General features: G+C 67.2%; 21 protein-coding genes. 11 read left to right on the top strand and 10 right to left on the bottom strand.

What is annotated here, in order from left to right:
• Positions 1–77 precede the first annotated feature (77 nt).
• Positions 78–1,433: a Na+/H+ antiporter NhaA gene (gene nhaA / locus LQ771_RS14450; RefSeq protein WP_231350082.1), complete on the bottom strand. Its 1,356-nt coding sequence runs from the start codon at positions 1,431–1,433 to the stop codon at positions 78–80.
• A 228-nt stretch (positions 1,434–1,661) separates the two neighbouring features.
• Between nhaA and LQ771_RS14445 the strand changes: the two genes are divergently transcribed.
• From LQ771_RS14445 to LQ771_RS14435, 3 genes are all read left to right on the top strand, one after another.
• Positions 1,662–2,846 carry a DesA family fatty acid desaturase gene (locus LQ771_RS14445; protein ID WP_231350081.1) on the top strand — a complete coding sequence of 395 codons (1,185 nt, stop codon included), beginning with the start codon at positions 1,662–1,664 and terminating at the stop codon, positions 2,844–2,846.
• Between the two features lie 469 nt (positions 2,847–3,315).
• On the top strand, positions 3,316–3,486 hold the full coding sequence (locus tag LQ771_RS14440; protein WP_209622071.1) for a hypothetical protein: 171 nt from the start codon (positions 3,316–3,318) through the stop codon (positions 3,484–3,486).
• Positions 3,487–4,048: 562 nt separating this feature from the next.
• Positions 4,049–4,264 carry a TonB-dependent receptor gene (locus LQ771_RS14435; protein ID WP_231350080.1) on the top strand — a complete coding sequence of 72 codons (216 nt, stop codon included), beginning with the start codon at positions 4,049–4,051 and terminating at the stop codon, positions 4,262–4,264.
• Positions 4,265–4,712: 448 nt separating this feature from the next.
• Here LQ771_RS14435 and LQ771_RS14430 read toward each other — a convergent pair whose 3' ends face one another.
• Positions 4,713–5,327, bottom strand: coding sequence for a tyrosine-type recombinase/integrase (locus tag LQ771_RS14430; RefSeq protein ID WP_231350079.1), 615 nt, complete (start codon positions 5,325–5,327; stop codon positions 4,713–4,715).
• Positions 5,328–5,339: 12 nt separating this feature from the next.
• Positions 5,340–6,496, bottom strand: a protein-coding gene (locus LQ771_RS14425) for an IS3 family transposase (RefSeq protein ID WP_100224864.1) whose coding sequence is annotated in 2 segments (ribosomal slippage) — positions 5,340–6,247 and positions 6,247–6,496 — 1,158 coding nt in all. Because the reading frame shifts where the segments join, the coding sequence is not laid out codon by codon here.
• Between the two features lie 153 nt (positions 6,497–6,649).
• Between LQ771_RS14425 and LQ771_RS14420 the strand changes: the two genes are divergently transcribed.
• The 3 genes from LQ771_RS14420 (at position 6,650) to LQ771_RS14410 (ending at position 8,762) form a co-directional block, all read left to right on the top strand.
• On the top strand, positions 6,650–6,943 hold the full coding sequence (locus LQ771_RS14420) for a transposase (RefSeq protein ID WP_231349321.1): 294 nt from the start codon (positions 6,650–6,652) through the stop codon (positions 6,941–6,943).
• Complete coding sequence (locus LQ771_RS14415) at positions 6,940–7,803, top strand: IS3 family transposase (RefSeq protein ID WP_231349322.1); 864 nt, start codon at positions 6,940–6,942, stop codon at positions 7,801–7,803. The genes LQ771_RS14420 and LQ771_RS14415 overlap by 4 nt, the downstream gene beginning before the upstream one ends.
• Positions 7,804–8,414: 611 nt before the next feature.
• Complete coding sequence (locus LQ771_RS14410; RefSeq protein ID WP_231350078.1) at positions 8,415–8,762, top strand: hypothetical protein; 348 nt, start codon at positions 8,415–8,417, stop codon at positions 8,760–8,762.
• A 628-nt stretch (positions 8,763–9,390) separates the two neighbouring features.
• Here the strand turns inward: LQ771_RS14410 and LQ771_RS14405 are convergent.
• The 3 genes from LQ771_RS14405 to mnmG all read right to left on the bottom strand — a co-directional run bounded on the left by LQ771_RS14405 (position 9,391) and on the right by mnmG (position 14,574).
• The gene (locus LQ771_RS14405) at positions 9,391–11,706 is read right to left on the bottom strand and encodes a Tex family protein (protein ID WP_231350077.1); all 2,316 of its coding nucleotides are present in this window, start codon (positions 11,704–11,706) and stop codon (positions 9,391–9,393) included.
• A 90-nt stretch (positions 11,707–11,796) separates the two neighbouring features.
• Entirely contained in the window at positions 11,797–12,555 is a 759-nt protein-coding gene (locus LQ771_RS14400) for an RDD family protein (RefSeq protein WP_231350076.1), read from the bottom strand.
• A 144-nt stretch (positions 12,556–12,699) separates the two neighbouring features.
• A complete protein-coding gene (gene mnmG, locus LQ771_RS14395) occupies positions 12,700–14,574 on the bottom strand; it encodes a tRNA uridine-5-carboxymethylaminomethyl(34) synthesis enzyme MnmG (protein WP_231350075.1) in 1,875 nt (624 codons plus the stop codon).
• Between the two features lie 573 nt (positions 14,575–15,147).
• Between mnmG and LQ771_RS14390 the strand changes: the two genes are divergently transcribed.
• Complete coding sequence (locus LQ771_RS14390) at positions 15,148–15,333, top strand: hypothetical protein (protein WP_231350074.1); 186 nt, start codon at positions 15,148–15,150, stop codon at positions 15,331–15,333.
• A 71-nt stretch (positions 15,334–15,404) separates the two neighbouring features.
• Here LQ771_RS14390 and pepN read toward each other — a convergent pair whose 3' ends face one another.
• Positions 15,405–18,035 (bottom strand): aminopeptidase N, encoded by a 2,631-nt coding sequence (gene pepN / locus LQ771_RS14385; protein ID WP_231350073.1) that lies wholly within the window; start codon positions 18,033–18,035, stop codon positions 15,405–15,407.
• Positions 18,036–18,101: 66 nt separating this feature from the next.
• On the opposite strand from pepN, the gene LQ771_RS14380 reads away from it, so the two are divergent.
• The gene (locus tag LQ771_RS14380; protein WP_231350072.1) at positions 18,102–19,097 is read left to right on the top strand and encodes an aldose 1-epimerase; all 996 of its coding nucleotides are present in this window, start codon (positions 18,102–18,104) and stop codon (positions 19,095–19,097) included.
• A complete protein-coding gene (locus tag LQ771_RS14375; protein WP_231350071.1) occupies positions 19,094–20,041 on the top strand; it encodes a pyridoxal-phosphate dependent enzyme in 948 nt (315 codons plus the stop codon). Before LQ771_RS14380 ends, LQ771_RS14375 begins: the two co-directional genes overlap by 4 nt.
• 269 nt (positions 20,042–20,310) lie before the next feature.
• Here the strand turns inward: LQ771_RS14375 and LQ771_RS14370 are convergent, their stop codons facing one another.
• On the bottom strand, positions 20,311–21,204 hold the full coding sequence (locus LQ771_RS14370; RefSeq protein ID WP_231350070.1) for a DMT family transporter: 894 nt from the start codon (positions 21,202–21,204) through the stop codon (positions 20,311–20,313).
• 80 nt (positions 21,205–21,284) lie between these two features.
• Here LQ771_RS14370 and LQ771_RS14365 point away from each other — a divergent pair, with 80 nt between their 5' ends.
• Positions 21,285–21,839 carry a DNA-3-methyladenine glycosylase I gene (locus tag LQ771_RS14365; protein WP_231350069.1) on the top strand — a complete coding sequence of 185 codons (555 nt, stop codon included), beginning with the start codon at positions 21,285–21,287 and terminating at the stop codon, positions 21,837–21,839.
• Positions 21,840–22,081: 242 nt separating this feature from the next.
• Positions 22,082–22,951, top strand: coding sequence for a DUF72 domain-containing protein (locus tag LQ771_RS14360; protein ID WP_231350068.1), 870 nt, complete (start codon positions 22,082–22,084; stop codon positions 22,949–22,951).
• 58 nt (positions 22,952–23,009) lie between these two features.
• Here the strand turns inward: LQ771_RS14360 and treF are convergent, their stop codons facing one another.
• Both treF and LQ771_RS14350 read right to left on the bottom strand, forming a co-directional pair.
• The gene (treF, locus tag LQ771_RS14355; RefSeq protein ID WP_231350067.1) at positions 23,010–24,599 is read right to left on the bottom strand and encodes an alpha,alpha-trehalase TreF; all 1,590 of its coding nucleotides are present in this window, start codon (positions 24,597–24,599) and stop codon (positions 23,010–23,012) included.
• Positions 24,596–25,363 (bottom strand): SDR family NAD(P)-dependent oxidoreductase, encoded by a 768-nt coding sequence (locus LQ771_RS14350; protein ID WP_231351931.1) that lies wholly within the window; start codon positions 25,361–25,363, stop codon positions 24,596–24,598. The genes treF and LQ771_RS14350 overlap by 4 nt, the downstream gene beginning before the upstream one ends.
• Between the last annotated feature and the right edge of the window lie 79 nt (positions 25,364–25,442).

Genomic DNA, 25,442 nt, shown 5'->3' with positions numbered 1-25,442 from the left:
CGACCGGTTGTGCTTTTCCTATGGAACAGGCGCGAGTGGCCGGGACAGGCCGGCCTGCACCCTCTTGGATCACGGGATCATGAGCTCGACTCCGCGGCGGGTTGGCCTTTGCCGGCGACGTCCTTGGATGTCCACAGCAGCACCAAGCCCGCGAGTCCGGAGCAGCCCGATGCGAGAAATATTCCCAGCTTGGCACTGGCAAGCTCGCTCTCCTTGAAGGCCAGGTTGGCGATGAACATCGCCATCGTGAACCCGATCCCCGCTAGCAGGCCACCACCGGCGAGCATGCGCCAGTCAAGATCCGGGGGACGCGTGGCGATACCCAATCGCACGGCCAGCCAGCTGAATGCGAACACCCCCATCGGCTTGCCCACGGCAAAGCCGACGAACACGGCCCAGGCAATCGGCCCACCGAGATGCTCCGACGAGAGTGACAGTCCGGCGTTGGCGAAGGCAAAAAGCGGCATGATCAGGAACGCTACCCACGGGTGCAGGCCAAGCTCGAGCCGCTCGACGGGGGAGAGCGTCTCGCGTGCGGCGATCTCGGCCACCTGTAAGGTCTCCCGGTCGCGGGTCGCGCCGCTGCCGCGCTCGGCGGCGGGGTGGGCAACCACTTGACGCAATATGGCGTACAGGCGATCGGCACTGACCCACGGGCGGGCCGGGGTCATGAGGCCGAGGATGACGCCGGCGACCGTCGCGTGCACGCCAGAGGCGTCCACGGCGATCCAGACCATGGCGCCGACCATGAAGTAGAGCGGAAGGCTGCGCAACCCCGCCCACGCCAGCGCGCGTATCACCACCAGGCCAAGCGCGGCCAGCGCAAGCGGTAGCCAGGCGATCGCATGGCTGTAGCCGATCGCGACCACCAGCACCGCGCCGATGTCGTCGACGATCGCGAGCGAGAGCATGAAGACACGCAACCGCTTGGGGATGCGCTCGCCGAGCAACGCCAGGCAACCGCTCACGAACGCGGTGTCCGTCGCCATGACGGTACCCCAGCCTGCAGCCCCGGGACGGCCCGATTGCAGCAGCAGGTAGAGACCGGCAGGTACCAGCATGCCGCCCAATGCGCCGGCGATCGACAAGGCCGCCACGCGAGGTTTGCGCAGCTCGCCAAGCACCAGCTCGCGTTTCAGCTCCAGTGCCACGAGGAAGAAGAACAGGGTCATCAGCGCGTCATTGATCCAGCCACGGAGCGGGCGGATCAGTTCGATGGCACCCCATCGCAGGCCCATCGGCGTTGCCCAGAACGCGTCGACATGTCGTGCCGCGGGCGAGTTGGACAGCACCAGGGCGGCGACGGTGGCGAGCAGCAACATGGCGCCGGCGCCGGCTTCCACGCGCATGAAGCGCGAGAACGGACGAGTCAGCCAGTCGATCCATTCCTTCGGCAACCGGGTCGGCCACGTCGGCTGGTGCTTCTTATTCACATGCCTGCTTCCATCGGGGTGTCACCCGTGCGCTGGAGTCTTTCCAACCGCAGCGGGTCCGTCGTTGAACTCGTTGGACGGAGCCGTCGGTTGCCGGTGGGCTCGCATCCGCCCGCCATGTTCGAGCCCCAAGGGTGACGCCAAAGGAAAAAGGACTTCACGCGCCCTTGGCTTCAGCCTTCGCTGTCACGCGCTACATAGGAATCGTTTCCTGCGGGGTGACCCACGATGCCGGACCTTCTTTCCTTTGCAGCACGCGGACTGACGGGGGCCTCATGGGGTGGCTGGATCCTCTACTTCCTTGCCACCACGCAGGGAACCATCGTCGCGGTGACCCTCTATCTGCACCGCAGCCAGGCACATCGCGGCGTGCAGTTCCATCCCGCCGTCGCGCATCTTTTCCGCGCCTGGTGCTGGTTGTCCACCGGCATGGTGACGCGGCAGTGGGTTGCCGTGCACCGCAAGCATCACGCCCGCTGCGAGACGGCCGAGGACCCGCATAGCCCGCAGGTCCACGGCATTCGCACCGTCCTGTGGCGCGGGGTCGACTTGTACAAGGCCGCGGCTGGCAACGAGGTCGACTTGGCGACTTACGGGGTGGGTACGCCCAAGGATTGGATCGAACGCCACCTTTACGAACGATGGTCGTGGCTGGGACCGACGCTTCTGGCGGCGATCAGCATCGTCCTGTTCGGCGTGGTCGGCCTGGCACTGTGGGCATTGCAGATGGCCTGGATACCCTTCTGGGCCGCCGGCGTGATCAACGGCCTCGGTCATTGGTTGGGCTACCGCAATTTCGAAACGCCCGATACGTCCGCCAATCTGGTGCCGTGGGGCCTGCTGATCGGCGGCGAGGAACTGCACAACAACCACCACGCGTTCCCTGCGTCGGCCAGGTTTTCCCAGCGCCGCTTCGAGCTCGACGGCGGATGGTTGGTCATTTGCCTGTTGCAGCGCTTGGGGCTGGCGAAGGTGCGACGGGTTGCGTCTGGACTCGGCTACCGTGCCCACATCCAGGAGCCGGACGAAGAAACCCTGCGCGCGCTGCTGCTGCAACACGCGCGGATCCTGCACGACTACGCTTCCGGAGTGATCGCACCGGTCCTCGCGCAGCGGCCTGTTGGTAGACGACACCTGCGGCGTCTGCGGCGGGCCTTGGCCAGCGGCGGGCGCTGGCTGGATCCTGCCACCCGCTCCGAGCTTGCCGCCATGGTGCGTACGCGACGCTATCTGTCCGACGTGTGTGACTTCCGCGACCGGCTGGTCGACCTCACTGCGCGCAACCGAAGGGACATGTCAACGCTTGCGGAGGAACTGAGGCGATGGTGCGCCGACGCGGAGGCCAGCGGCATCCGTGTCCTGGTCGATTTCGCCGCGCAATTGAAGGGCTGCCGCGTGGTGGAGCAAGGGTAAACGCGCACAAGGGCCAGCTTGCGCCTTGTCCGCGACGCACGACGTCTCGCCGATGCGGCCCGCCTCGACCAAAACGTAACCTCGCAAGGAGCATGGTAGGTGTCCTGGCGCCCTGTGTGCGCCGCGGCCAGAGGGCCGCATCATGCAAAGCTATCAATTCCCGTTACCTGGCGCGCATGGCTCGCTGGTCGCGTTTCTTTTGAGACTCTTTCGGAAGGCGGGCCTGGCGCCGCCGGCCCGAGAAGATCGTCACCGGACAAGCCGACGTCACCGGATGATGCTTGCGGTGGATCAACGCCGCGCCTGCACGCGAGCGCCGGGCAGCCACTCGCCCGAGTTCAGCCCTCCTGCGGTCGCGGCCATGTCCAAGCCAACCTATTTCGGGGCGTTTTGCTCATCCCTCGTGTCCTCGAAAAACGGCCGTCATGAGCAGCTCGCATGGCAACGGGGTGAACGGAGAGGACGCGCCATGCTCATCGCCACCCGCCTTCTCAGTGCCCAGCGCCAGCTTGGACAGGAACAGCAGCACCGCGAGCGTGTCCGCAATGGCGGACTTGATGATGGCGATGCAACGGCAAAGGTCAGAGCCCGCCAACGGCAGATCGCCCTCTTGCGGCACCTCGGCCAGACCGTCGAATAGAGGTGGCCGTCGATGCGTGCCCGACCCTTGGGCATGGTCGGTCGATCTAGTGTTCCCTGGTGTCGCCGCCTAATCGCAACGAGGGCGACTAACCCTGGCGCCGAAGTCGATCGAGCGACCACCAAATCATCGGCCAGTTGCGGGCGCCCATCGCTAATGTTGAACGGTTTCGTACTCGAAAGGCCACCCTCATGCATGCCGTCAACCAGATCAATTCGCTGTACTTCTTTCCACACAAGCTCAGCTTTGCTCCAGGCACCGTCGATGCCGCCACTGGGCGATATGGTGGTTGGTTGCCATCGGATCATGGATCGGTCGCGCGGCGATGGGAGCAACCCGCGAGCGCGTTCCTCCTGCCCACGCAGGGGATCCCCCGATCCGAGCCGCTGCAGTCTGACCGTGAAGCAACGGGTTTCGATCGCGTGGACGACGCAACCTCATTCGGCCCCCCATCAAACGAACGTTAGCCACAACTCTGCCCAGGCACCGATGGCGTTGGCCGCGCCTCCGCTGGTCGTTTCGGCCAAGGACATGCACGAGCACACCACTACAGGCAGATCTCATGGTTGATATATCCGGCAAGACCGCCAACGGCTATACGTACGACGGCATATACCAAAACGCCGGCCCCAATCGTGTCACCTGGACCGCCACGTATCGGCGCAACGGTATCTTCTTCGGTATGCGGCATGGCCGCGTCGACGGACTCCACGACCTTCCTCCCAGGGAGATCGACGAGGTCGTGAGGGACGATATCTCGCAGACCTGGGCCGGTTGAGCCGACCCAGATGCTTGCCTCGAGGTGATCACCCGGAGGTGAACGCGGGGGTGAGGCACCGGCGTTCCTAGGAAGAGTCAATGGGACGCCAGGCGGCCCATGCCATGTTCGCTACTGGCCAGTCGCGTTCATGCCTCAGTCTGCTCGGCGAGTTCGAGCGCATCATCGCCAGGAGGGAAATTCTGGTCTGTTCCGTTATCTCGAAGTGGACCGCCGACGCTTACCGCTTCCTCGGCTGGGACTATATGGCCATGCCGATAGATGCCTGTTCCAAGCACGAGGTCGAAGTCGAGTTCGTCGACAGCCGAGGCAAGAACGTCTCCCACGTGAAGTTCACCTTCCAGGCAGGTCGCGTTGTGAGCGCTGACGGCTGGATGAGATCGTTCGAAAGTGGCCCTTTAGGAGAAAGAATGCCGTGCTCGAGAATGTCTGCTTCGGCCGGAAGCGGTCATGCTTCCGTCTGCTCGGCTAGCTCGAGCGCGTCATCGACCTCGACACCCAAGTAGCGGACCGTGCTCTCAAGCTTCGTGTGTCCGAGCAGCAACTGTATCGCGCGCAGGTTTTTCGTCTGCCGGTAGATGAGTGCCACCTTGGTGCGCCGCATGCTGTGGGTACCGTAGTTGTAGGGGTCCAAGCCGATGGACCGCACCCATGCGTGGACGATGCGGGCGTACTGTCTGGTTGACAGGTGGGCGTCGTGACTGCGGCCGCCGGGGAATAGGTAGTCGGTGAGACTGAGGCGCGCTAGGTGGATCCATGCCAAGAGGCAGGCCCGGGTCTGTTCTGTGATCTCGAATTGCACCGGACGATTGGTCTTTCTCTGAAGGACGATTGCGCGTCTCAAGACCACGGTCCCTTGCGAGACATCGCGGACACGCAAGCTGACGAGGTCGCAGCCGCGAAGCTTCGAATCGATTGCCAAATTGAACAGCGCTAGGTTGCGGACGGTGCCGGACAATTGGAGCCTCACCCGAATGGCCCAGAGCTCACGAAGTCTGAGGGGTGGCTTCTGCCCGATTAGCTTGCCCTTGTTCCAGGGTGCGCTCCGTTGAATGGTCTTCATGGTTGAAGGGTTCTACCCCGTTTCCACGGACGGTTTGATTAAGGCTGAAAACTCCCGGTCCCGCCTGGCGACTCTACGACGCATGCGCGGGTTGTGGAACCGCTCGAGGTAATCGAACAGGTCAGCACGCGCCTCGTTCCTCGTCCGGTAGCTGCGTCGGTACACCCGCTCGCGTTTGAGCACACCGAAAAAGCCTTCGCACGCCGCGTTGTCGGCGCAGTGTCCGACGTCGCTCATGCTGCAGACCAGAGCGTTGCCGCCCAGGAACTTCTGGTACGTACCGCTGATGAACTGGCCACCCCGATCGGAGTGCAGGATGAGCTCCGAACTTCCCTCCCGCTGCCACACGGCCATCTGGACCGCCCGCACGACCATGTGGCGATCCTGGCGGTGGTGCATCGACCAGCCGACCACGAGCTTGCTGTAAAGATCGACCACCACGCACACATAAAGCTTGCCTTCCTGGGTCACGACCTCGGTGATATCGGTGACCCACTTGGTTTCCGGTTCATTTGCATTGAAGTCGCGTTCGAGCCGGTTGATGACGCCGACCGGGCGAGAGCCCGGCTTGCCGCCGAACCGGCGCTTCCTGCGTCGTGGCCAACCTTGCAGACCCTCGCCGGCCATCAACCGCGCCACCCGGTTGAGGCTGACGTGCTCGCCCTCGTCGCCGAGGTCCTCGTGCATGCGAGGGGCGCCGATCACGCCCTTGCTGTCCTCATGGATCTCCCGAATGCGCTCCAGCAGGCGCGCATTCGCCTGTGCCCGTGGCCCCGGCTTGCGCCCGGCCCAGGCGTAGAAACCACTGGTTGAAACTTCCAGGCAGCGGCACATCATCCCGACGGGATAGTCGCTGCGGCAGCGCTCAATCACCGCGTACCGTTCGGTGATTGCTTCGCGAAGTACGCTGCCGCGTCTTTTAAAAAATCTCGTTCCTTCGTGACTCGTGCTAGCTCGCGCTTGAGGCGAGCCAGCTCCTCGTCGCGAGGCGTGCCGCCGCCGGGGAACGCCTTGCCCCCCTCGCTCTCCGCCTCGCGCACCCAACGGGTGAGCATGTTGGGGTTGACCCCGACCTCCAGGGCGATCTGGCGGCAACTCGACTTCGATCGCCGGACCAGCTCGACGAGCTCCCGCTTGTACTCGGGGCTGTAACGCTTGCGCTTCGACATGGACACTCCTTTGGCCCAGTATGAGCCTTAGTGAAAGTGTCCGCAGAATCGGGGTAGAACCCTGGAGGGTAGGCCGGGGCCTAATTAGCTGTGGGCCGGTCCCGCTCTCTCGGACACCACAAAGCGAGGACAATCCTCGCACGAAGGTGTTCGATGGAGAAACGGCAGCGGTTTACCGCACAGTTCAAGCGTGAGGCGGTCCAGCTGATGCGCCGGTCCGGGCGTCCAGTAGCTGAGGTGGCACGCGAGTTGGGCATCCCTCGCAATCGACTCTACAAGTGGGCCGATGAGCTGGAGTCCAAGGGCGAGCAGGCCTTCCGCGGCAGCGGCAGGCCCAAGGCGAGCAGCGACGAATTGGCGGCTTTGCAGCGCGAGGTGGCGCGGCTCAAGGAAGAGAACGAGATCCTAAAAAAAGCGGCGGCGTACTTCGCGCGGGAGCTGCGGTGAAGTACGCCTGGATCGCAGGCCAGGCGAAGGAGTACCCGGTGCGCTCGCTGTGCCGGGCGCTGCGTGTGTCGCCGAGCGGCTACTACGCGTGGCGCTCGCGCCAGCCGAGCCGCCGGGCCTGTGAGGATCAGCGGCTCCTGGAGCGCATTCGGTGCCTGCATGTGCAGACCCGCGAGGCCTATGGCACCGAGCGGGTGTGGCGCGCCCTTCGGCAGCAAGGAGAGTCCTGCGGGCGTAACCGTGTGCGGCGGCTTCGCCGTGACCACGCCATCCAGACCCGTCGTCGCCGGCGCTACGTGCAGGCTCGCGCGACCTACCAGCGTGTGCCTGCCGCGCCCAACCACCTCACCTGGCCTTTCCATAGCCCGCGTCCGAACGCGGTATGGGTGGCGGACATCACCTTCGTACCGACACATCGCGGCTGGCTGTACCTGGCCGCCGTGCTCGACCTGCACAGCCGTCGAATCGTCGGCTGGGCCATGGGCGAGCGTGCCGATCAGGCGCTCGCCAGCGAGGCGCTTGCCATGGCCCTGGGGCGCCGCAAGCCGGCCAAGGGCGCCATCCACCACAGCGACCAAGGCTCGCAATACACCAGCAGGGCCTACCAGCAACAACTGCAGCAAGCGGGACTCACCGCGAGCATGAGCCGCAAAGGCATGCCCTATGACAACGCGGCCATGGAAAGCTTCTTCAGCTCCTTGAAGCAGGAGCTCACCCACCACCAGCCCTTTGCCACGCGTGAGGAGGCGCGCACCGAGATCTTCCGCTACATCGAGGGCTTCTATAACCGCCAAAGGCTGCACAGCAGCCTTGGCTATCGCTCACCCGAGGCCTTCGAGAGACTGGCTAAAGGTGCTTAATTAGACCGTCCGAGAAAGCGGGGGTGGCTCACTGCGACCCCTTTATTGCCGGAAAAATGAGCCCCTTGTTCGTACCTCATCGGGTTACGTGCAGCGGTACGACCTGGAGCTACAGTCGAGGCAGTCTCGGCATTGGCAGGTGCCCTTTGGCAAAGGCCCGATCCTGCGTCAATCTGGGGCTGCGGTCCGTCGTCCGGCGGATGGTAGGCAATCTCCGGTAAGCAAATATATATACCAGGGAAGAAGGACGGGGTTAGTGTGACTAACATGCCATCTGGCTCGGCCATCCTCCATAGCCATATCGACGGTAAAACCCCCGGGAGATCGTCAGATGGCTTTGTTAGCCCGGGCGATGCTATCCATACTTTACGCGATGGTGTAGTCAATTTTGTAGTGAGCGAACGTCGTCTCGCTGTATATCAAATTGTTGATGAGCGTATACAGATCAACGTATTGAAGGGCTCTTTTACATGTCTGGAAGCAAATCTACTTGAGAAATCCATTAACGCACAGCAACCTTATGTCGACGCAGCGAGGCCAAGATGAAGATCTTTTTGCTTTTAGCGTCCCTTATGTGGTTGGGTTCTTGCGCGACACTAAGCGGACACCGCGTGTCTATCATTGAGCTGAATGAACATCCGCAAAATTATGCGGGTCAGCAAGTTACCGTCCCAGGGTACCTCTTGGGAGGGCCTGAGCCGATAGCCGTAGTAACTGAGCCTGGCATCGAATACAAATACGAAAAACTAGCCTCGGAGTGCCTGAGCATCGTTAATTTTGGTGAGCTCGATGGCGAGCTTGGCACCGAATTAGACGGAAAATTCGTCGAGGTTACAGGGATATTTTATCGCGGCACGGATTCTTACGGAATAAGCTTCACATCGTGCGGCCTCACGGGATTGGATATTGGCGGGGATCCGATAAATAACATTCGCGTCGTCTCCAAGGGCGACAAATAAAAATAAAGGGGGTGGGGTAATTAAATCTAGTCCAAATAAAGCGAATAAAGTGGACGAAGCAAATAAAGAAGCAAATAAAGGGGCGGGGGTAATTAAATCTAGTCCGTTACGACGCGCCTTGGCCGCCCACGCGGTCGGCTGATGGCTGGCCGCCCCAGGGTTGTTTCAACCATTAGTTGGAAGCGCTCGCCGCCAAGCGCACGCTCCCGCTGCACGTAGGCTCGGATGCGTTGCAGGTCGTCCGCGCCCATGCCGGCGTTCAACCACGCTTTATAGGCAGCCGCTCGCTCTCCTGCGTCATGGCCCAGTGCTGGATAGAGCGGGTGAGGCGTGATCAGGGGGCGCGTGCACGAGCGAGATGGGTGTGAACGCTCGACCAGCGAAAATGTTCCGGTCGCGTCACCATGGCCGCGCAGCGGGTTGAGCTCGATGTAACGCATGACCGCCAAGACATACCGCTCGGTCTGCACAGGCACGGCTTGAAGCGCCCCTGCCACAACGTCCCGCAGCGCGCTGCCAAAAACGCGACCACCTAGGCGATTAACCGCCGGCCTGCCATCACACGCACCTTCAGCACCTCGTACGAGGCGTGATCAGGCGCCGGCTCGGCGGCGCCTGGCAAGCAGCCCTAACGCTTGTCCCGCTGCGCGCGCAGCAGCGCTTCGGCGAAGGCGTTGTTGGACGGCGGGGCGCTCGGTTTGGGCGTGGGCGCGCCGCGCGGGGCACGGGCGGTGCGGTCGTCGCCACCGGCCGGGCGCGCGCCGCGCGCCTGGCCCGGCTCGTCGTCCAGGCGCATCGACAGGCCGATGCGCTGGCGGGGCAGGTCCACTTCCATCACCTTGACCTTGACGATGTCGCCGGCCTTGACCGCGTCACGCGGGTCCTTGACGAAGGTGTGCGACAGCGCGGACACGTGCACCAGGCCATCCTGGTGCACGCCGATGTCGACGAAGGCGCCGAACGCGGCGACATTGGTGACGCGGCCTTCGAGGATCATGCCCGGACGCAGGTCCCTGAGGTCTTCCACGCCCTCGGCAAAGCTTGGCGCGACGAACTCCGGGCGCGGGTCGCGGCCGGGCTTCTCCAGTTCCTTCAGGATGTCGCGCACGGTCGGCACGCCGAACTTGTCGTCGGTGAACTGCTCGGGCTTGAGGCCGCGCAGGAAGCCGGTGTCGCCGATGATGTTGCGCACCTCGCGCCCGCACTGGGCGATGATCCGCTCGACCACCGGATAGGCTTCCGGGTGCACCGCGCTGGCGTCCAGCGGGTTGTCGCCGTTGGGGACGCGCAGGAAGCCGGCGCACTGCTCGAACGCCTTGTCGCCCAGCCGCGGCACCTTCAGCAACGCCTTGCGGTTGGCGAACGGACCGTTGGCATCGCGGTGCTTGACCACGTTCTCGGCCACGCTCGCCGACAGACCGGCCACGCGCGAGAGCAGCGCCGCCGATGCCGTATTGACGTCCACGCCGACGGCGTTGACGCAGTCCTCGACCCGGGCGTCCAGCGCGCGCGCGAGCTTCACCTGGTTGACGTCGTGCTGGTACTGGCCCACGCCGATCGCCTTGGGTTCGATCTTCACCAACTCGGCCAGCGGGTCCTGCAGCCGGCGCGCGATGGAGACGGCGCCGCGCAGACTGACGTCCAGGCCTGGGAATTCCTTCGCGGCGGTTTCCGAGGCCGAGTAGACCGAAGCGCCAGCCTCGCTCACCACGATCTTGGACAGCTTCGCGTCCGGCAGCTTCTTGATCAGCTCGCCCGCCAACTTGTCGGTCTCGCGCGAGGCGGTGCCGTTGCCGATCGCGATCAGGTCCACGCCATGCTGCTTGCACAGCCTGGCCAGCGTGACCAGCGATTCGTTCCACTGGCGCCTGGGTTCGTGCGGATAGATCGTCTCGGTCGCCAGCAGCTTGCCGGTCGGATCGACCACCGCGACCTTAACGCCGGTGCGGATGCCCGGGTCCAGGCCCATCACCGTCTTGGCGCCGGCCGGCGCAGCCAGCATCAGGTCCTTGAGGTTCTCGCCGAACACGCGGATCGCCTCGTCCTCGGCGCCCTCGCGCACGCGGCCGAACAGGTCCAGCGTCAGGTGCAGGTGCAGCTTCACGCGCCAGGTCAGGCGCACCGTTTCGCGCAGCCACGCGTCGGCGGGGCGGCCCCGGTCGTGGATGCCGGCATGCGCGGCCACGCGGCCCTCGCCCTCCAGGTGGCCCTGCTCGGCATCCAGCGCCGGTTGCAGCTCCAGTTCGATCACGCCTTCGTTGCGCGCGCGCATCAGTGCCAGCAGGCGGTGCGAGGGGATCTTGCCGACCGGTTCGATATGGTCGAAGTAGTCGCGGAACTTGGCGCCCTCGTTCTCCTTGCCTTCGACCACCTTGGCGCGGATCTGGCCCTTGTCCCACAACCAGTCGCGCAGCTCGCCGACCAGGTGGGCGTCCTCGGCGATGGTTTCCATCAGGATCGCGCGCGCGCCGTCGAGCGCGGCACGCACGTCGGCCACGCCCTTGCCGGCATCGACGAACCGTTCGGCGAAGGCTTCGGGGGCAAGCGTGGGATCCTCGCGCAGGCCGGTCGCCAGCGGCTCCAGGCCCGCCTCGCGGGCGATCTGCGCCTTGGTGCGGCGCTTGGGCTTGTAGGGCAGGTAGAGGTCCTCCAGCCGCGCCTTGGTGTCGGCGGCGAGGAGGTCGTTCTTCAGCGTGTCGGAAAGCTTGCCCTGTTCCTCGATGCTGGCGAGGATCGCGCCGCGGCGTTCCTCCAGCTCGCGCAGGTAGCGCAGGCGCTCTTCGAGCAGGCGCAGCTGCGTGTCGTCCAGGCCACCGGTGGCCTCCTTGCGGTAGCGGGCGATGAAGGGCACGGTCGCGCCCTCGTCGAGCAGGGCCACCGCCGCGCGCACCTGTTCGGGCTTGGCGGCGATGTCCTGGGCAATGCGGTGTTCGATGCTGAGCATGTGGTCGACGGCTTCAAGTGGTGCAGGAAGCCGTCGATCATAGCAATCGGACCGCGGTCTGCAGGGTGGGCCGAAGCCCACCCTGCGGTCTCATGCGTGGAAGGAGCCGTCGTTGCGCGGTACCGGGTTGCGGAAGGCGCCGGCGCGGCCGTTGAGCACCAGCGTGTTGGCGATCATGTCGTGCAGGCCCTGCTTGCGGCGCGTCCAGCCGATCATCAGGAAGCCCACGCCCAGGATCATCCAGCTTAGGAGCTTGGCCGCGTAGCGACCCAGCGCGCGCCAGAAGCCGATGCGGTTGCCGTCCAGGTCGGTGACGCGGATACCCATGGCGAGCTTGCCGACGGTGCCCTGCCAGGCCGAGCTTTCGCAGATGGCGAAGTACAGCCAGACCAGGATGGCGGTCATCGCGACGCCGGTGCGCATGACGTCGTAATACTGGCCGTAGGCCGCGAGCATCACGTTGGCGTCGGTGCCGGCGGCCAGCAGGGCCTGCTCGAGCTTCGCCTGAGCCGCCTCGTTGCCGAACGCGTTCATGATCAGCATCTGCGGGATGTAAAGCACGATCACGTCGATGATGTAGGCGACCAGGCGTTTCCAGAAGCCGGCAGGGTCCTCCAGCGCCATCGTGGTGGTCGGCGGCGGCACCGCGGTCGCGGCGGCGGGAGCGAACGGAGGCGGCGTGGCGGCCAGTGCGTCGGGGAACAGCACCGACAACGGCTGCCAGTCGGCCAGACCCTCGTACCAGCCCAGGTCCTCGCCGGCCAGTTGCCCGTCGCGCAGCCACTGGCGCACGTCGTCCTCCTTGTAGGGACCATGGCGCTGGCCATCGCGGCCGATCCAGATTTCCATCCGCAAACTCCGAAAAATTCGATACGGCCGATGATGCCACGCCGCCGGACGCGTTGTAGGAGCGCACCCTGTGCGCGACCGCCATGCCCACGCCCGGGCGGATGGGAAAGCTGATGGTCGCGCACAGGGTGCGCTCCCGCAGGGTCAGGCGCTACGGCGCTTGAGGTGCACCAGCAGCAGCGAGATCGCCGCGGGTGTGACGCCGCTGATGCGCGCGGCCTGGCCGAGCGTCGCCGGTTGCGTGCGCTTGAGCTTGAGCAGCACCTCGGACGACAGCCCCCGCACCTTGTCGTAGTCGAAGCCGGCGGGGATGCCGGTGTGCTCGTGGCGGCGCTGGCGTTCGATCTCGTCGCGCTGGCGCTCCAGGTAGCCGGCGTACTTGGCCTGCACCTCGACTTGCGCGGCGACGTCCCCGCGCGCCACGGCGGGCCCCAGCTCGCTGACGGCGGTGAGCCTGGCGTAGTCGAGCTCCGGGCGGCGCAGCAGGTCCAGCGCGTTGGTCTCGCGGCTCACCGCGATACCAAGCTGGCGCTCGATCGCCGCGCCCAGCGCGTTGGTCGGGGCGGCCCACAGCGAGGCCAGCCGCTGCGACTCGCGCTCGACCGCCTCGCGCTTGGCGCGCAGCGCATCGAAGCGCGCCTGCGGCACCACGCCGAGCGCGAAGCCCTGCTCGGTCAGGCGCAGGTCGGCGTTGTCCTCGCGCAAGTGCAGCCGGTACTCGGCGCGCGAGGTGAACATGCGGTAGGGCTCGAGCGTGCCGTTGCTGGTCAGGTCGTCGATCAGCACACCGATGTACGCCTCGTCGCGGCGCGGAAACCAGGGCGCTTCGCCACGGGCCATGCGCGCGGCGTTGAGGCCGGCCACCAGGCCCTGCGCGGCAGCCTCCTCGTAGCCGGTGGTGCCGTTGATCTGGCCGGCGAAATAGAGACCGCCGATGCCCTTGGTCTCCAGCCATGGCTGCAGCCCGCGCGGGTCGAAGTAGTCGTACTCGATCGCGTAGCCCGGGCGCGTGATGTGCGCCCGCTCGAAGCCGCGGATCGAATGCACGACATCCAGCTGCACGTCGAACGGCAGCGAGGTGGAGATGCCGTTGGGGTAGATCTCGAAGCTGTCCAGCCCTTCGGGCTCGATGAAGATCTGGTGCGAGCCCTTCTCGGCGAAGCGCACGACCTTGTCCTCGATGGACGGACAGTAGCGCGGGCCGATGCCCTCGATCTGGCCGCTGAACAGCGGCGAGCGGTCGAGTGCGCCACGGATGATCTCGTGGGTGCGTTCGCTGGTGTGGGTGATCCAGCAGCTGACCTGGCGCGGGTGTTCCTCGCGCGACCCCAGATAGGAGAACACCGGCGCGGGGTCGTCGCCCGGCTGCTCGTCCAGTCCGCCGAAGTCGATGCTGCGCATGTCGATGCGCGGCGGCGTGCCGGTCTTGAGCCGGTCGGCCGCCAGCGGCAGTTCGCGCAGACGCCGGGCCAGCGTGCTGGCGGGCGGATCGCCCGCGCGCCCACCGGCGTACTGCGCCGGGCCGATGTGGATCTTGCCGGCGAGGAAGGTACCGGCGGTGAGCACCACCGCGCCGGCGCGGAAGACCAGGCCCATCTGCGTGACCACGCCGGCGACGCGCCCGCCTTCGATCACCAGGTCGTCGACCGCCTGCTGGAACAGGTCGAGGTTGGGTTGCGACTCCACGATCCGCCGGATCGCCGTCCGGTACAGCGCGCGGTCCGCCTGGCAGCGCGTGGCGCGCACGGCAGGCCCCTTGGAGGCATTGAGCGTGCGCCACTGGATGCCGGCGCGATCCGCCGCCTGCGCCATGGCGCCGCCGAGTGCGTCGATCTCCTTGACCAGGTGGCCCTTGCCGATGCCGCCGATGGCCGGGTTGCAGCTCATCGCGCCCACGGTTTCCAGGTTGTGGGTCAGCAGCAGGGTGCGCGCGCCGCAGCGGGCCGCGGCCAGCGCCGCCTCGGTGCCGGCATGGCCGCCGCCGACCACGATCACGTCGTAGCGGGTGGGATGGATCATCGGAAGGGTGCCTGGCGCATGCAAGGACGAAACGTGCTTATGTTAGCGCTTCGGGGCGCGCTCCCGAGCATAATCAAGAGCTTGGCACGATTGCTGCTTCACCTGCCGTGCACTTTCCATGGGCAGACGCTGCGCGAACCGCGCGCCGAGGCCGGGCAGACAGGGGCCCGACCGCGTACCAGGAGAGGAAGCATGACGGCGCCGCTGGGGAGTCCCACGGCGCCGTCGCCTTTTTCGGACCCCGGAAAAACCAAGCCCCGCCAATGGCGGGGCCTGGTTTTGCTTAGATCTGGCGCCCGGCGGTCTCAGGAACAGGGGGAATCCAGGATGACCGTGTTGCCGGGCGCCAGAAACCGGTAGTTGGCGGGCGCCGTCGCGATCCGTTGCGACTGCGGGAGCGATATTCCCAGTACACCCGTGAATAAAAAGTGACTGATTCCGGCTTTTTTTTGTAGGGGCAGTGACGCTGAGCGTCAGCCTGTTGGCCGCCCCAAACGCCGATTGTGACGGTGATCACGCTCTGGCACGGGCATTGCAGAGCCCGCTTCACCAACTCATGCCTTGCGTGACGTCATGAACACCACCTTCGACTTCCAGCCTGTCTATCCGCGCCACGATCTGATGATCGAGATCGGCAAGGTGCAGATGGCGATCGAACACCTGGCCGCGCGCACCGAGCAGGAGCGCCAGAACCTGCGCCCGCGCCTGGAATCGCACATGGTCCGTCTGCGAACCGCATTGAACCAGCTCGCCGCCTGACCGCCCGCCACCGGGCGGAGCGACTTCGGGAGCGCTCCGTCCGGTCGCGGCCTTGCGGCGATGCGGTGCCGCTAGCCCTTGAGCATGTTGCCGACGATCTCGGCCAGGTTGCGCGACAGGCGCTGTTCCGCCAGCCCCGCCACCGCCGCGCGCGCCTGTTCGCGCCGTGTCGGCTCCAGCCGCTGCCAGCCGTTGAACGCGGTCGCCAGCCGCGCCGCTACCTGCGGGTTGAGCGCATCCAGTTCCGCCAGACGCGCGGCCAGGAAACGGTAACCCTCGCCATCCACGCGGTGGAAGCCGCTCGGATTGCCGCGCGCCCAGGTACCCAGCAGCGCCTGCACGCGGTTGGGGTTCTTCAGCGTGAACTTCGGATCGGCCTCCAGCGCGCGCACGCGCGCCAGCGCGGGCTCGCCCGGGATCTGCGCTTGCACCGCGAACCACTTGTCCAGCGCCAGCGCATTGTCGGCGTGGCGCGCGCGGTAGCGGGCGAGGGCCTCGGCCGCCTGCGGCGCGCCGCTGCGGACAAGCACGGCGAGGCCGGCGAGGCGGTCGGTCATCGTCGCGGCGCGGTCGAACTGCGCTGCCGCAAAAGCCTGGGCGGCGGGCGCATCGAGCAGCACCAGCAGCTCCAGCACGCGGCGCTTGAGCCGGCGCTGCGCCTGGCTGGCGGCATCCAGCGCGTCGTCCGCCTGGGCGACGAGCGTGCGGTAGCGATCGGCCAGCACCGCCGCGCCGATGCGCGAGGCAAGCTCGCGCTGCAGCGTCTGGCGCAGCGCATGGATACGCGCGGGGTCGACATCGGCCTCGCGTTCGGCCAGTTCGACCTCGCCCGGCGGCGTGAGCAGGCCGGCCAGCAGCGCGGGATCCAGCGTGGCCTGGCCGAACAGCCCGGCGAGCGTATCGCCCCATACCGCCAGCGCCTCGTGGCCGCGACCGTCGCGCAACTCGGCATAGGCGCGCCAGGCCAGCTGCTGGGCGGCCTCCCAGCGGTTGAAGCCATCGGTGTCGTGGGTCAGCAGGAGCGCGAGCTCAGTCGGTGCGTAGGCGTAGTCGAGGATCACCGGCGCGGAGAAGCCGCGCAGCAGCGAGGGCACCGGGGCGCGCTCGATGCCGGGGAAAACGAACGACTGCTCGTGCGCATCGAGCACCACCACCTGTTCGGTGGCGCCCCCGTGCAGCGGCAGCATGCGACCGTCCGGGTCAAACAGCGCGAGCTTGACCGGGATCGGCAGCGGCCGCTTGTCCGGCTGGCCGGGCGTGGGCGGCGTGTGCTGGCGCAGGGTCAGCGTGTAGGAGCGCGTGGCGGCATCGTAATGACCCTCCCCCGACAGCCGCGGCGTGCCGGCCTGGCCGTACCAGGCCAGGTACGGCGCCAGGTCGATGCCGTTGGCCTGGCCCAATGCGGCGAGGAAATCCTCCAGCGTGGCGGCACGGCCATCGTTGCGCTCGAAGTAGAGGTCCATGCCGCGGCGGAACCCTTCGCGGCCCAGCCGCCCGGCCAGCATGCGCACCAGCTCGGACCCCTTCTCGTACACCGTGGCGGTATAGAAGTTGTTGATCTCGCTGTACTGCGAGGGGCGGACCGGATGTGCCAGCGGGCCGGCATCCTCCGGAAACTGCGCGCGGCGCAGCAGCGCGACATCGTCGATGCGCTTGAGCGAGGGCGAATTCATGTCCGCCGAGAACTGCTGCTCGCGGAACACGGTGAGGCCTTCCTTCAGCGACAGCTGGAACCAGTCGCGGCAGGTCACGCGGTTGCCGCTCCAGTTGTGGAAGTACTCGTGGCCGATCACCGCCTCCACCGCGCGGTACTCGTCGTCGGTCGTGGTATCGGGATCGGCCAGCAGGTACTTGGCGTTGAAGATGTTGAGGCCCTTGTTCTCCATCGCGCCCATGTTGAAGTCGTGCGTGGCGACGACGTGGAACACGTCCAGGTCGAAGTTGCGCCCGTACGCCTGCTCGTCCCAGCGCATGGCGCGCTCGAGCGCGTCCATGGCGTAGTGGCAACACTCGATCACGTCCGGCTCGGCCCAGATCACCAGTGCGACGTGACGGCCGTCGGCGGTGCGGTAGTCGCGCTCGAGCTTCTCCAGCCGGCCGGCGACCAGCGCGAACAGGTAGCAGGGCTTCGGGTACGGATCGACGAAGCGCGCCCAGTGGCGTCCGTCCGGCAGGTCGCCGGCGCCGTCCGGATTGCCGCCGGCCAGCAGCACCGGAAAGCGCGCGCGGTCGGCACGCAGCGTGACGGTGTAGCGGGCGAGCACGTCCGGGCGGTCGGGGAAGAAAGTGATGTGGCGGAAGCCCTCGGCCTCGCACTGGGTCAGCAGGAAGCCGCGCTCGCGCGAGCCGGACAGGTACAGCCCTTCCAGCGCGGTGTTGGCTGCCGGACGCACGCGCACGCGGGTCTCCAGCACGCTGCCGTCGGTGACGCCGTCGACTTCCAGCACGTTGTCGCGATAGCGCCAGGCGCTCCCGTCGAGCGCCTGGCCGTCCAGCGCGATCGAGAGCAGTTCCAGGCCCTCGCCGTCCAGCCGCAGCGGCGCGTCCTGTGACGGGTCGCGGCGCAGGTGCAGGCGCGATTGCACGTCGGTGCTGTCGATGCCCAGGTCGAACTCCAGCTCGATCTGCGTGACCGCCCAGGCGGGCGGGCGATAGTCGGCAAGGCGGATGGTCGTGGGGGTCTGGTCGTCGCGCACAGTCATGGTGAAGGAGAAGCCGCCAGGGGAAGGCTCAGGCTAACATGCGACGCTTTCGCGACCGGACGGGACATGGGTGCTTTCGACGTCGCCATCGAGTGGCTGGGCACGCAGCCGATCGTGGTATTGAATGACAGTGCGCGTGGTCGTCGCGTGCGCATCGCCCGGCATGGCGCCTGCATCCTGGGCATCGAGGCGACCATCGGCGGCGCACGCGTGGAACTGGCCGACGGCCATCGCGACGCCGCGGAACTGGCGACCCGGCCCGGCTCGCGTTTCGCCGTGCTGGCGCCTTTCGCCAACCGCGTGGCCGATGCGCGCTATCGGTTCGACGGCGAGCAGCACGACCTCATGCCGGGCGTGGCCGCCAGCGCGCGCGCCAGCCGCCATGGCTTCGTGCGCGATGCCGATTTCGTCATCGGCGCGATGGGCGCGGACGCGCATGGAGCAGGCGTGCTGCTGGCCACTCATGTCCCGCCGCAGACCGGCTACCCGTTCGCACTCGACATCGCCGTGGGCTACACGCTTGCGGCCGACGGGCTCGCGCTGGAGGCCACCGTACGCAACGTCGGCAACCGCGCGGCGCCGGCTTTCGTCGGCTGGCATCCGTATTTCCGCCTCGGTAATGACGCGCTGGCTTCATGGGAGCTCACCCTCCCCGCTGCCTGCGTGATCCGCACCGATGCGGGCCACATCCCGCTGCCCGGGGAGGCCGCCTGCCAGCCGCTGGCGCAGGTACCGGAGCTCGACTTCCGGAAGCCGCGGGCGGTCGGCGCGCTCGAGCTCAACCACACCTACACCGAACTGCTGGCCGATGCGGACGGCCGCGTGCGCACGCGGTTGCGTGATCCGGCCAGCGGCCTCGGCATCGCGGTGTGGCAGGAGCACGGCGTGCTGCTTGCCTATACCGGCGATACGCTCGAACGCGGCGCACGCCGCTCGCTCGCGCTCGAACCGATGGAAAGCCTGCCCGACGCCTTCAACCGGCCCGACTGCGCGCAAGCCATCCGACTTGAACCCGGTGCCGCACGCACGTTCCGCTGCGGCGTGGAGATCGATACGCCATGACTGTCTTGCCCACCTTTGCCCAGATCCAGGATGCCGCCGCGCGCATCGCGCCGCATGCACGGGTCACGCCGGTGCTGCGCAGCGACGCGCTCGACGCGCTGGCCGGCGCGCGGCTGCACTTCAAGTGCGAGAACCTGCAGCGCGGCGGCGCGTTCAAGTTCCGCGGCGCCTGCAACGCGGTCTGGGCGCTGGACGAGGCGGCCGCCGCGCGTGGCGTGGTCACGCATTCGTCCGGCAACCACGGCAACGCGCTGGCACTGGCGGCGGCGACCCGCGGCATCCGCGCGCACGTGGTAGTGCCCGAGGGGGCGGTGCGCGCCAAGCTCGAGGCGATCGAGCGCGCCGGCGCGGTGCTGCACCGCTGCGCGCCGACCCAGGCCGCACGCGAAGCGGTCACCGCGCAACTGGTGCAGGACACCGGCGCGGTGCTGGTGCATCCCTATGCCGACACGAAGGTGATGGCGGGGCAGGGCACCATCGCGCTGGAGCTGCTCGCGCAGGTGGCGGAACTCGATGCGATCGTCACGCCGGTCGGCGGCGGTGGGCTGGCTTCGGGCGTGGCGATCGCCGCGCACGCGCTGCGGCCCGGCCTTTCGCTCCACGCCGCCGAACCGGCCGGTGCGGACGACGCGGCGCGCTCGCTCGCCCGCGGCGAGCGCGTTACCGACGTGGTGCCGGATACGGTCTGCGACGGCCTGCGCGCGCTGGTCGGCGTGCCCAACCTCGAAGCGCTGCGCACGCACCGGATCGACATCGTCACGGTGACCGACGAGGAAACCATCGTGGCCATGCGGCTGCTGTGGCGGGAGCTCAAGCAGGTCGTGGAGGTATCCAGCGCCACCGCCTTCGCCGCGATCCTGAAGTGCCGCGAGCGCTTCGCCGGCCGCCGCGTCGGCGTGGTGCTGACCGGCGGCAACGTCGACCTCGACGCGCTGCCCTGGTGATGGTCCTGGGAGCGCCAGGCTCGCGCGATCACCGTAGGAAACCGCTTGTGGGCGATGCTCTGGAAGGTGCGATCGGGTGTAAGGGCATCGCCCACGAGTGGGCTCCTACGAAGAGCCTGGCGATGGGCGATGCTCTGGAAGGTGGAATTTGGGTGTAAGGGCATCGCCCACGAGTGGGCTCCTACGAAGAGCCTGGCGATGGGCGATGCGCAAGGCATCGCCGACCAGTGGGCTCCTGCGAAGAGCCTGGGACGTGAGGGTCCGGTTCCCTACTGTGGCTGTTCGCGCTTGCGCCGACGAACGCCGACCACCGCCGCCAATCCGGCGAGCACCAGCGCGACACCCAGCCACTCCATCGCATCGGGCCGTTCGTCCAGGATCAGCCAGGCCAGCAGCACGCTGACCACCGGCACACCGAGGCTGGACAGGCTCGCCACCGCCGTGGGTAGCCGCTTGAGCACCACCAGCCACAGGCCCCAGGCCACGCTGGAAGCCATCACCGCGCTGTAGAGCAGCGCGCCGGCGAAGGCCCAGTTCCACGTGATCGGCCGCGAGGGCACCAGCAGCGCCACCGCACCGAGCGCCAGCGCGCCGACGAGCATCTGCCAACTGGTCAGCGACAAGGCCGACACCGCATGGCGCTGGAACAGCCGCTTGCTGAGCACCGTCCCGGCCGCCCACGCGGCGCCACCGGCGAGCGCCAGTGCCGTGCTCAGCGGGCTGCCCAGGCCCTGCCAGGGTTCAAGGATGAACAGCAGCCCCGCCGCGGCGAGCGCCAGCCCCAGCCAGTGCCGGGCCGACGGCGTCTCGCCCAGCAGCGGCCAGGCCAGCAGCACCGACCAGAACGGCATGCTGTAGGCGAGCAATGCCACGTGCCCGGCGCCGCCGCCGACCAGCGCCCACTGCTCCAGGCCCTGGAACGCGGCGGTCTGGCACAGCCCGATCAGCACGGTGGAGCCCAGCGGTGGCGGACGCAGCGACTGGCGGCTCACCGCCAGTGCGGCGAACAGCACCACCGCGCCGGCCAGGTAGCGCAATGCGGCGAAGTCGAACGGCCCCGCCCAGTTCAGCGCCTGCTTCATCACCACCCAGCTGTAGGCCCAGATCAGGATGGTGCCGGCCAGGGCGCCCAGCGCGCCGCGCTGCGGGGAGGTCTTCGACATGGGAGGGAGCGTGCGGGAAAGTGCGCCAGTGTACGCCGCGCGCTGCGCTACATTGGCGCCTCGCCATCAGGGAAACCTCCATGCACCGCTGCGCCTGGGCCACCGACGACCTGCTTTGCGCCTATCACGACAGCGAGTGGGGCGTACCGCTGCACGACGACCGCCTGCTGTTCGAATTCCTCTGCCTGGAAGGCGCGCAGGCCGGCCTGTCCTGGCGCACGGTGCTGGCCAAGCGCGAGCGCTACCGCGAGGTGTTCCACGGCTTCGACATCGCGCGCGTGGCAGGCATGGGCGAGCGCGAACTGGAAAAGGCGCTCACCGACCCGGGCATCATCCGCAACCGCCTGAAAGTCACCGCCGCGCGCGACAACGCCCGCGCTGCGCTCGCGATGATCGACCGCCATGGAAGCCTGGATGCCTACCTCTGGTCGTTCGTCGACGGCCAACCCGTGCGCAACCGCTGGCGCAGCAGCGCCGAGGTCCCGGCCACCACGGCGAGCTCCGACCGCATGAGCAAGGCGCTCAAGAAGGACGGTTTCCGCTTCGTCGGCAGCACCATCTGCTACGCGCTGATGCAGGCCACCGGCATGGTCAACGACCACCTGGTCGGCTGCTTCCGCCACCGCGAGGTCTGACCAGGTCGCCCTCGCGTGGGCGGCCCAGCCCCCGTCGCGCGCCCTGAACGGCGGAAAGACGCAGGCCGCCCTGATGTCTCGTCGGCGGAAGTCCTTTCCCACGAGTGCGGGGCGACAGGTGGATGGGTCGCCCGGCGCGGTCGCGCGGAACACGCCAGCCAGGCATCGAACGGCGGCGATTCACCGGTGCGTCACCTGGCGGACGCTTGCATGGAAGGCGGTTTCCGCAGAAGGGACGGAGCGTGGCCACACTGCGCATCGGCATATCCGGCTGGCGCTATGCGCCCTGGCGCGGGGTGTTCTACCCGAAGGACCTGCCGCAGCGGGCCGAACTCGAGTACGCCTCGCGCCAGGTCGGCAGCGTCGAGCTCAACGGCTCGTTCTACAGCCTGCAGCGGCCGGACAGCTACGCGCGCTGGAATGCGGACACGCCGCGCGGCTTCGTGTTCGCGGTGAAGGGGCCGCGCTTCATCACCCACGTCAAGCGGCTGCGCGACGTCGACGGACCGCTGGCCAATTTCCTCGCCTCCGGCCTGTTCGAGCTGGGCCCGAAGCTGGGCCCGATCCTGTGGCAGTGCCCGCCGAATCAGCGCTTCGACGAGGCGCTGTTCGACCACTTCCTCGGTGCGCTGCCCCGCGACACGCTGCAGGCGGCCGCCCTGGCACGCAGGCACGACCACCGCCTGAAGCACGGCGCGAGCGTCACCCCGGACCGCAAGCGCCGCCTGCGCCATGCACTGGAGATCCGCCACGAGAGCTTCATCTGCGAGGCGTTCATCGCACTGCTGCGCCGGCACAAGGTCGCGCTGGTGGTGGCCGACACCGCCGGGCGCTGGCCGTACCTGGAGGACGTGACCGCCGACTTCATGTATCTGCGCCTGCACGGCGACGAGAAGCTCTACACCAGCGGCTACGGCGACGAGGCACTGGACCGCTGGGCCGCGCGCATCCGGGCCTGGTCACGCGGTGGCGAACCGGGCGACGCGGTGCGCGCCAGCCGCCATCCGCCTCCGAAGCGTGCCGGGCGCGACGTGTACTGCTACTTCGACAACGACGCCAAGGTGCACGCGCCTTTCGACGCGCAGTCGCTGATGCGCAGGCTCGGTCTCTGAGGGGGCGGCGACAGGGTGGGCTTCGGCGGATGGTCGGCCGAAGCCCACCTGCGAGGCGCTATGACTTGCTCGCGGCCTTGGCTTCGTTCACCTCATTGCCGGGGTCCTCGTGCAGCAGTCGCCGCGTCACCCCGTTGGTCCAGCCGAAGCCGTCCTGCAGCGGATACTCGCCGCCGCCGCCGCCCTCGGCGTTTTCGCCATCGTGGGTGACCACGTATTTTTCCACCAGCTTGCTTTCGCGCTTGTACAGCGCGCCGACGGTATGCAGCCAGCGGCAGGCGATGTCGTCCGCATCGATGTCGTAGTTGCGCATGCCGCGGATCGCCATCCACTGCAGCGGTGCCCAACCGTTGGGCTTGTCCCACTGCTGGCCGCTGTCCAGCTCGCTGGTGCCCAGGCCGCCCTCGCGCAGCAACCGATCGCGCAGCGTCCTGGCGGTGCGATGGGCCTGTTCGTGGCTGGCCACGCCGATGAACAGCGCTGCCGCAGTCGCGCTGTTGAGCGCCTCGCGCGGCGCGTCCCGCTCGAAGTCATAGTCGAGATAGGCGCCGGTCTGCTCGCTCCACAGCAATCGCTGGATGCCCTGCTTGCGCAATTCGGCGCGCTGCTGGAACTTCTCCGCCTGCTTGCGCTTGCCCACGGCATAGTTGAGCAGGCAGATCTGCCGCTCCAGCTTGTACAGGAAGCAATTGAGGTCGACCGGCAGGATCGAGGTGGTACGGATGGTCGACAGGTCCGAACCGTCGCACCACCGCGAACTGAAGTCCCAGCCGGAAGCCGCGCCCGCGCGCAGCTCGCGGTAGACCTGATGGGCCGGGCGCGAGGATTGGCGGGCGGTGAGCACGTCCTCGCGGTAGGACTCCTCGCGCGGGGTGTCGCGATCGTCCCAGTAGCGGTTGAGGATGATGCCGTCGTCCAGGCACACGCAGTGCCCGCGCGCGTCGCCCGGGCGCATTTCCTCGGCCCCGGCCATCCAGAAGTTGTACTCCTTGCGCAGGCGCGGCAGGTATTCGATCGCCTTGCACACGCCCTTGGCCTCGAACAGCTCCACCATCAGCGCGAAGACCGGCGGCTGCGAGCGGCTGAGGTAATAGGTACGGTTGCCGTTGGGCACGTGGCCGTAGGTGTCGATCAGGTAGGCGAAATTGTTCGCCATCGACGCGAGCAGGTCGTGCCGGCCGCTTTCGGCCAGGCCCAGCATGGTGAAATAGGAGTCCCAGTAGTACAGCTCGGCGAAGCGTCCGCCGGGCACCACATAGTCGTTGGGCAGCGGCAGGATCGACGAGTTCGGCGGATGTTGGTGCGGCTTGCGGGTGAGCACGTCCCACAGGCTGTCGATGTGCGACCTGAGCGACTGTCCCGGTGGCGACTTGTAGTGGCTGGTGTGCACCTGTGGCGGCTCGAAGTTCGCGTGCACGAAACCGGCCAGGTCGAAACCGTCGTCGTCGCATTGCTCGCGGTACTGCTCCAGGATCTCCTCCGGGTCACCACGCGGCACGCAGTCGACGAAGATCTTGCTGTCGTTGAACACGCAGCCCATCTGCACCGCGACGAACAGCTCCTGGTAGCGGTCCGCCGGCGTGAGGGTGTCCGCCTTGGGGACGCTGGCCGCCCTCTCCTCGTTCTGGCGCTTGGTCTGGTCGGTCATTGCTCGGAATAGTTCCACAGCAGCCCGCCATCGATGAAAAGCGTGCTGCCGGTCATGTAGCTGGCGTCGCTGCCGCACAGGAAGGCCACCGCGCCGGCGACTTCCTCGGGCGAGCCCAGTCGCTGCATCGGGATGTTCCTCTTGAGTGCGGCCACCAGCGCGGGGTCGCTCATCAGGTGCGTATTGATCGGCGTCCTGATGGCACCGGGTGCGATGTTGTTGATGGTGATCCCCAGCGGTGCCAGCTCGACCGACAGGTCGCGCATCAGCATCTTCACGCCTCCCTTGCTGGCGCAGTAGCTGGCGAAGTGCGGGAAGGGCAGCTCCTCGTGCACCGAGCTGATGTTGACGATGCGCCCGCCATTGCCGCGGTCGCGCACGTGGCGGGCGAACGCCTGGGTGAGGAAGAACACGCCCTTGAGGTTGACGTCGAGCACCAGGTCGTAGTCGGCCTCGGTGACATCGAGGAAACCGGCGCGCCGCTCCACGCCCGCGTTGTTGACCAGGATGTCGACCTGGCCCATCTGGGCCACCGCCTCGGCGAGCACGCGCCGGTCCGCCTCGACCTGGGCGATGTCCCCCTCGATCAGGCAGGCGCGTGCGCCGGTCGCCTGGACCTGCGCCAGGGTTTCGCGGGCGCGGTCGTTGGCGATCCGGTCCTCGATCACCACTGCCGCCCCTTCCTGCGCCAGCCGCAGCGCGATGGCGCGGCCGATGCCCTGTGCCGCGCCGGTGACCAGCGCAACCTTGCCCTCAAGCCCCATCACGGCTCCTCTGGAAGTGGATGAGGTCGCCCACCATAGGCTGGAGCGGGTGAAGATTGCGCTATCAGGGGCGGTGTCA

Origin of the sequence: Frateuria soli (assembly GCF_021117385.1) — a bacterium.
GTDB classification, from domain to species: Bacteria; Pseudomonadota; Gammaproteobacteria; order Xanthomonadales; family Rhodanobacteraceae; genus Frateuria_A; species Frateuria_A soli.
This window is presented reverse-complemented; position numbering and strand designations above follow the sequence as displayed.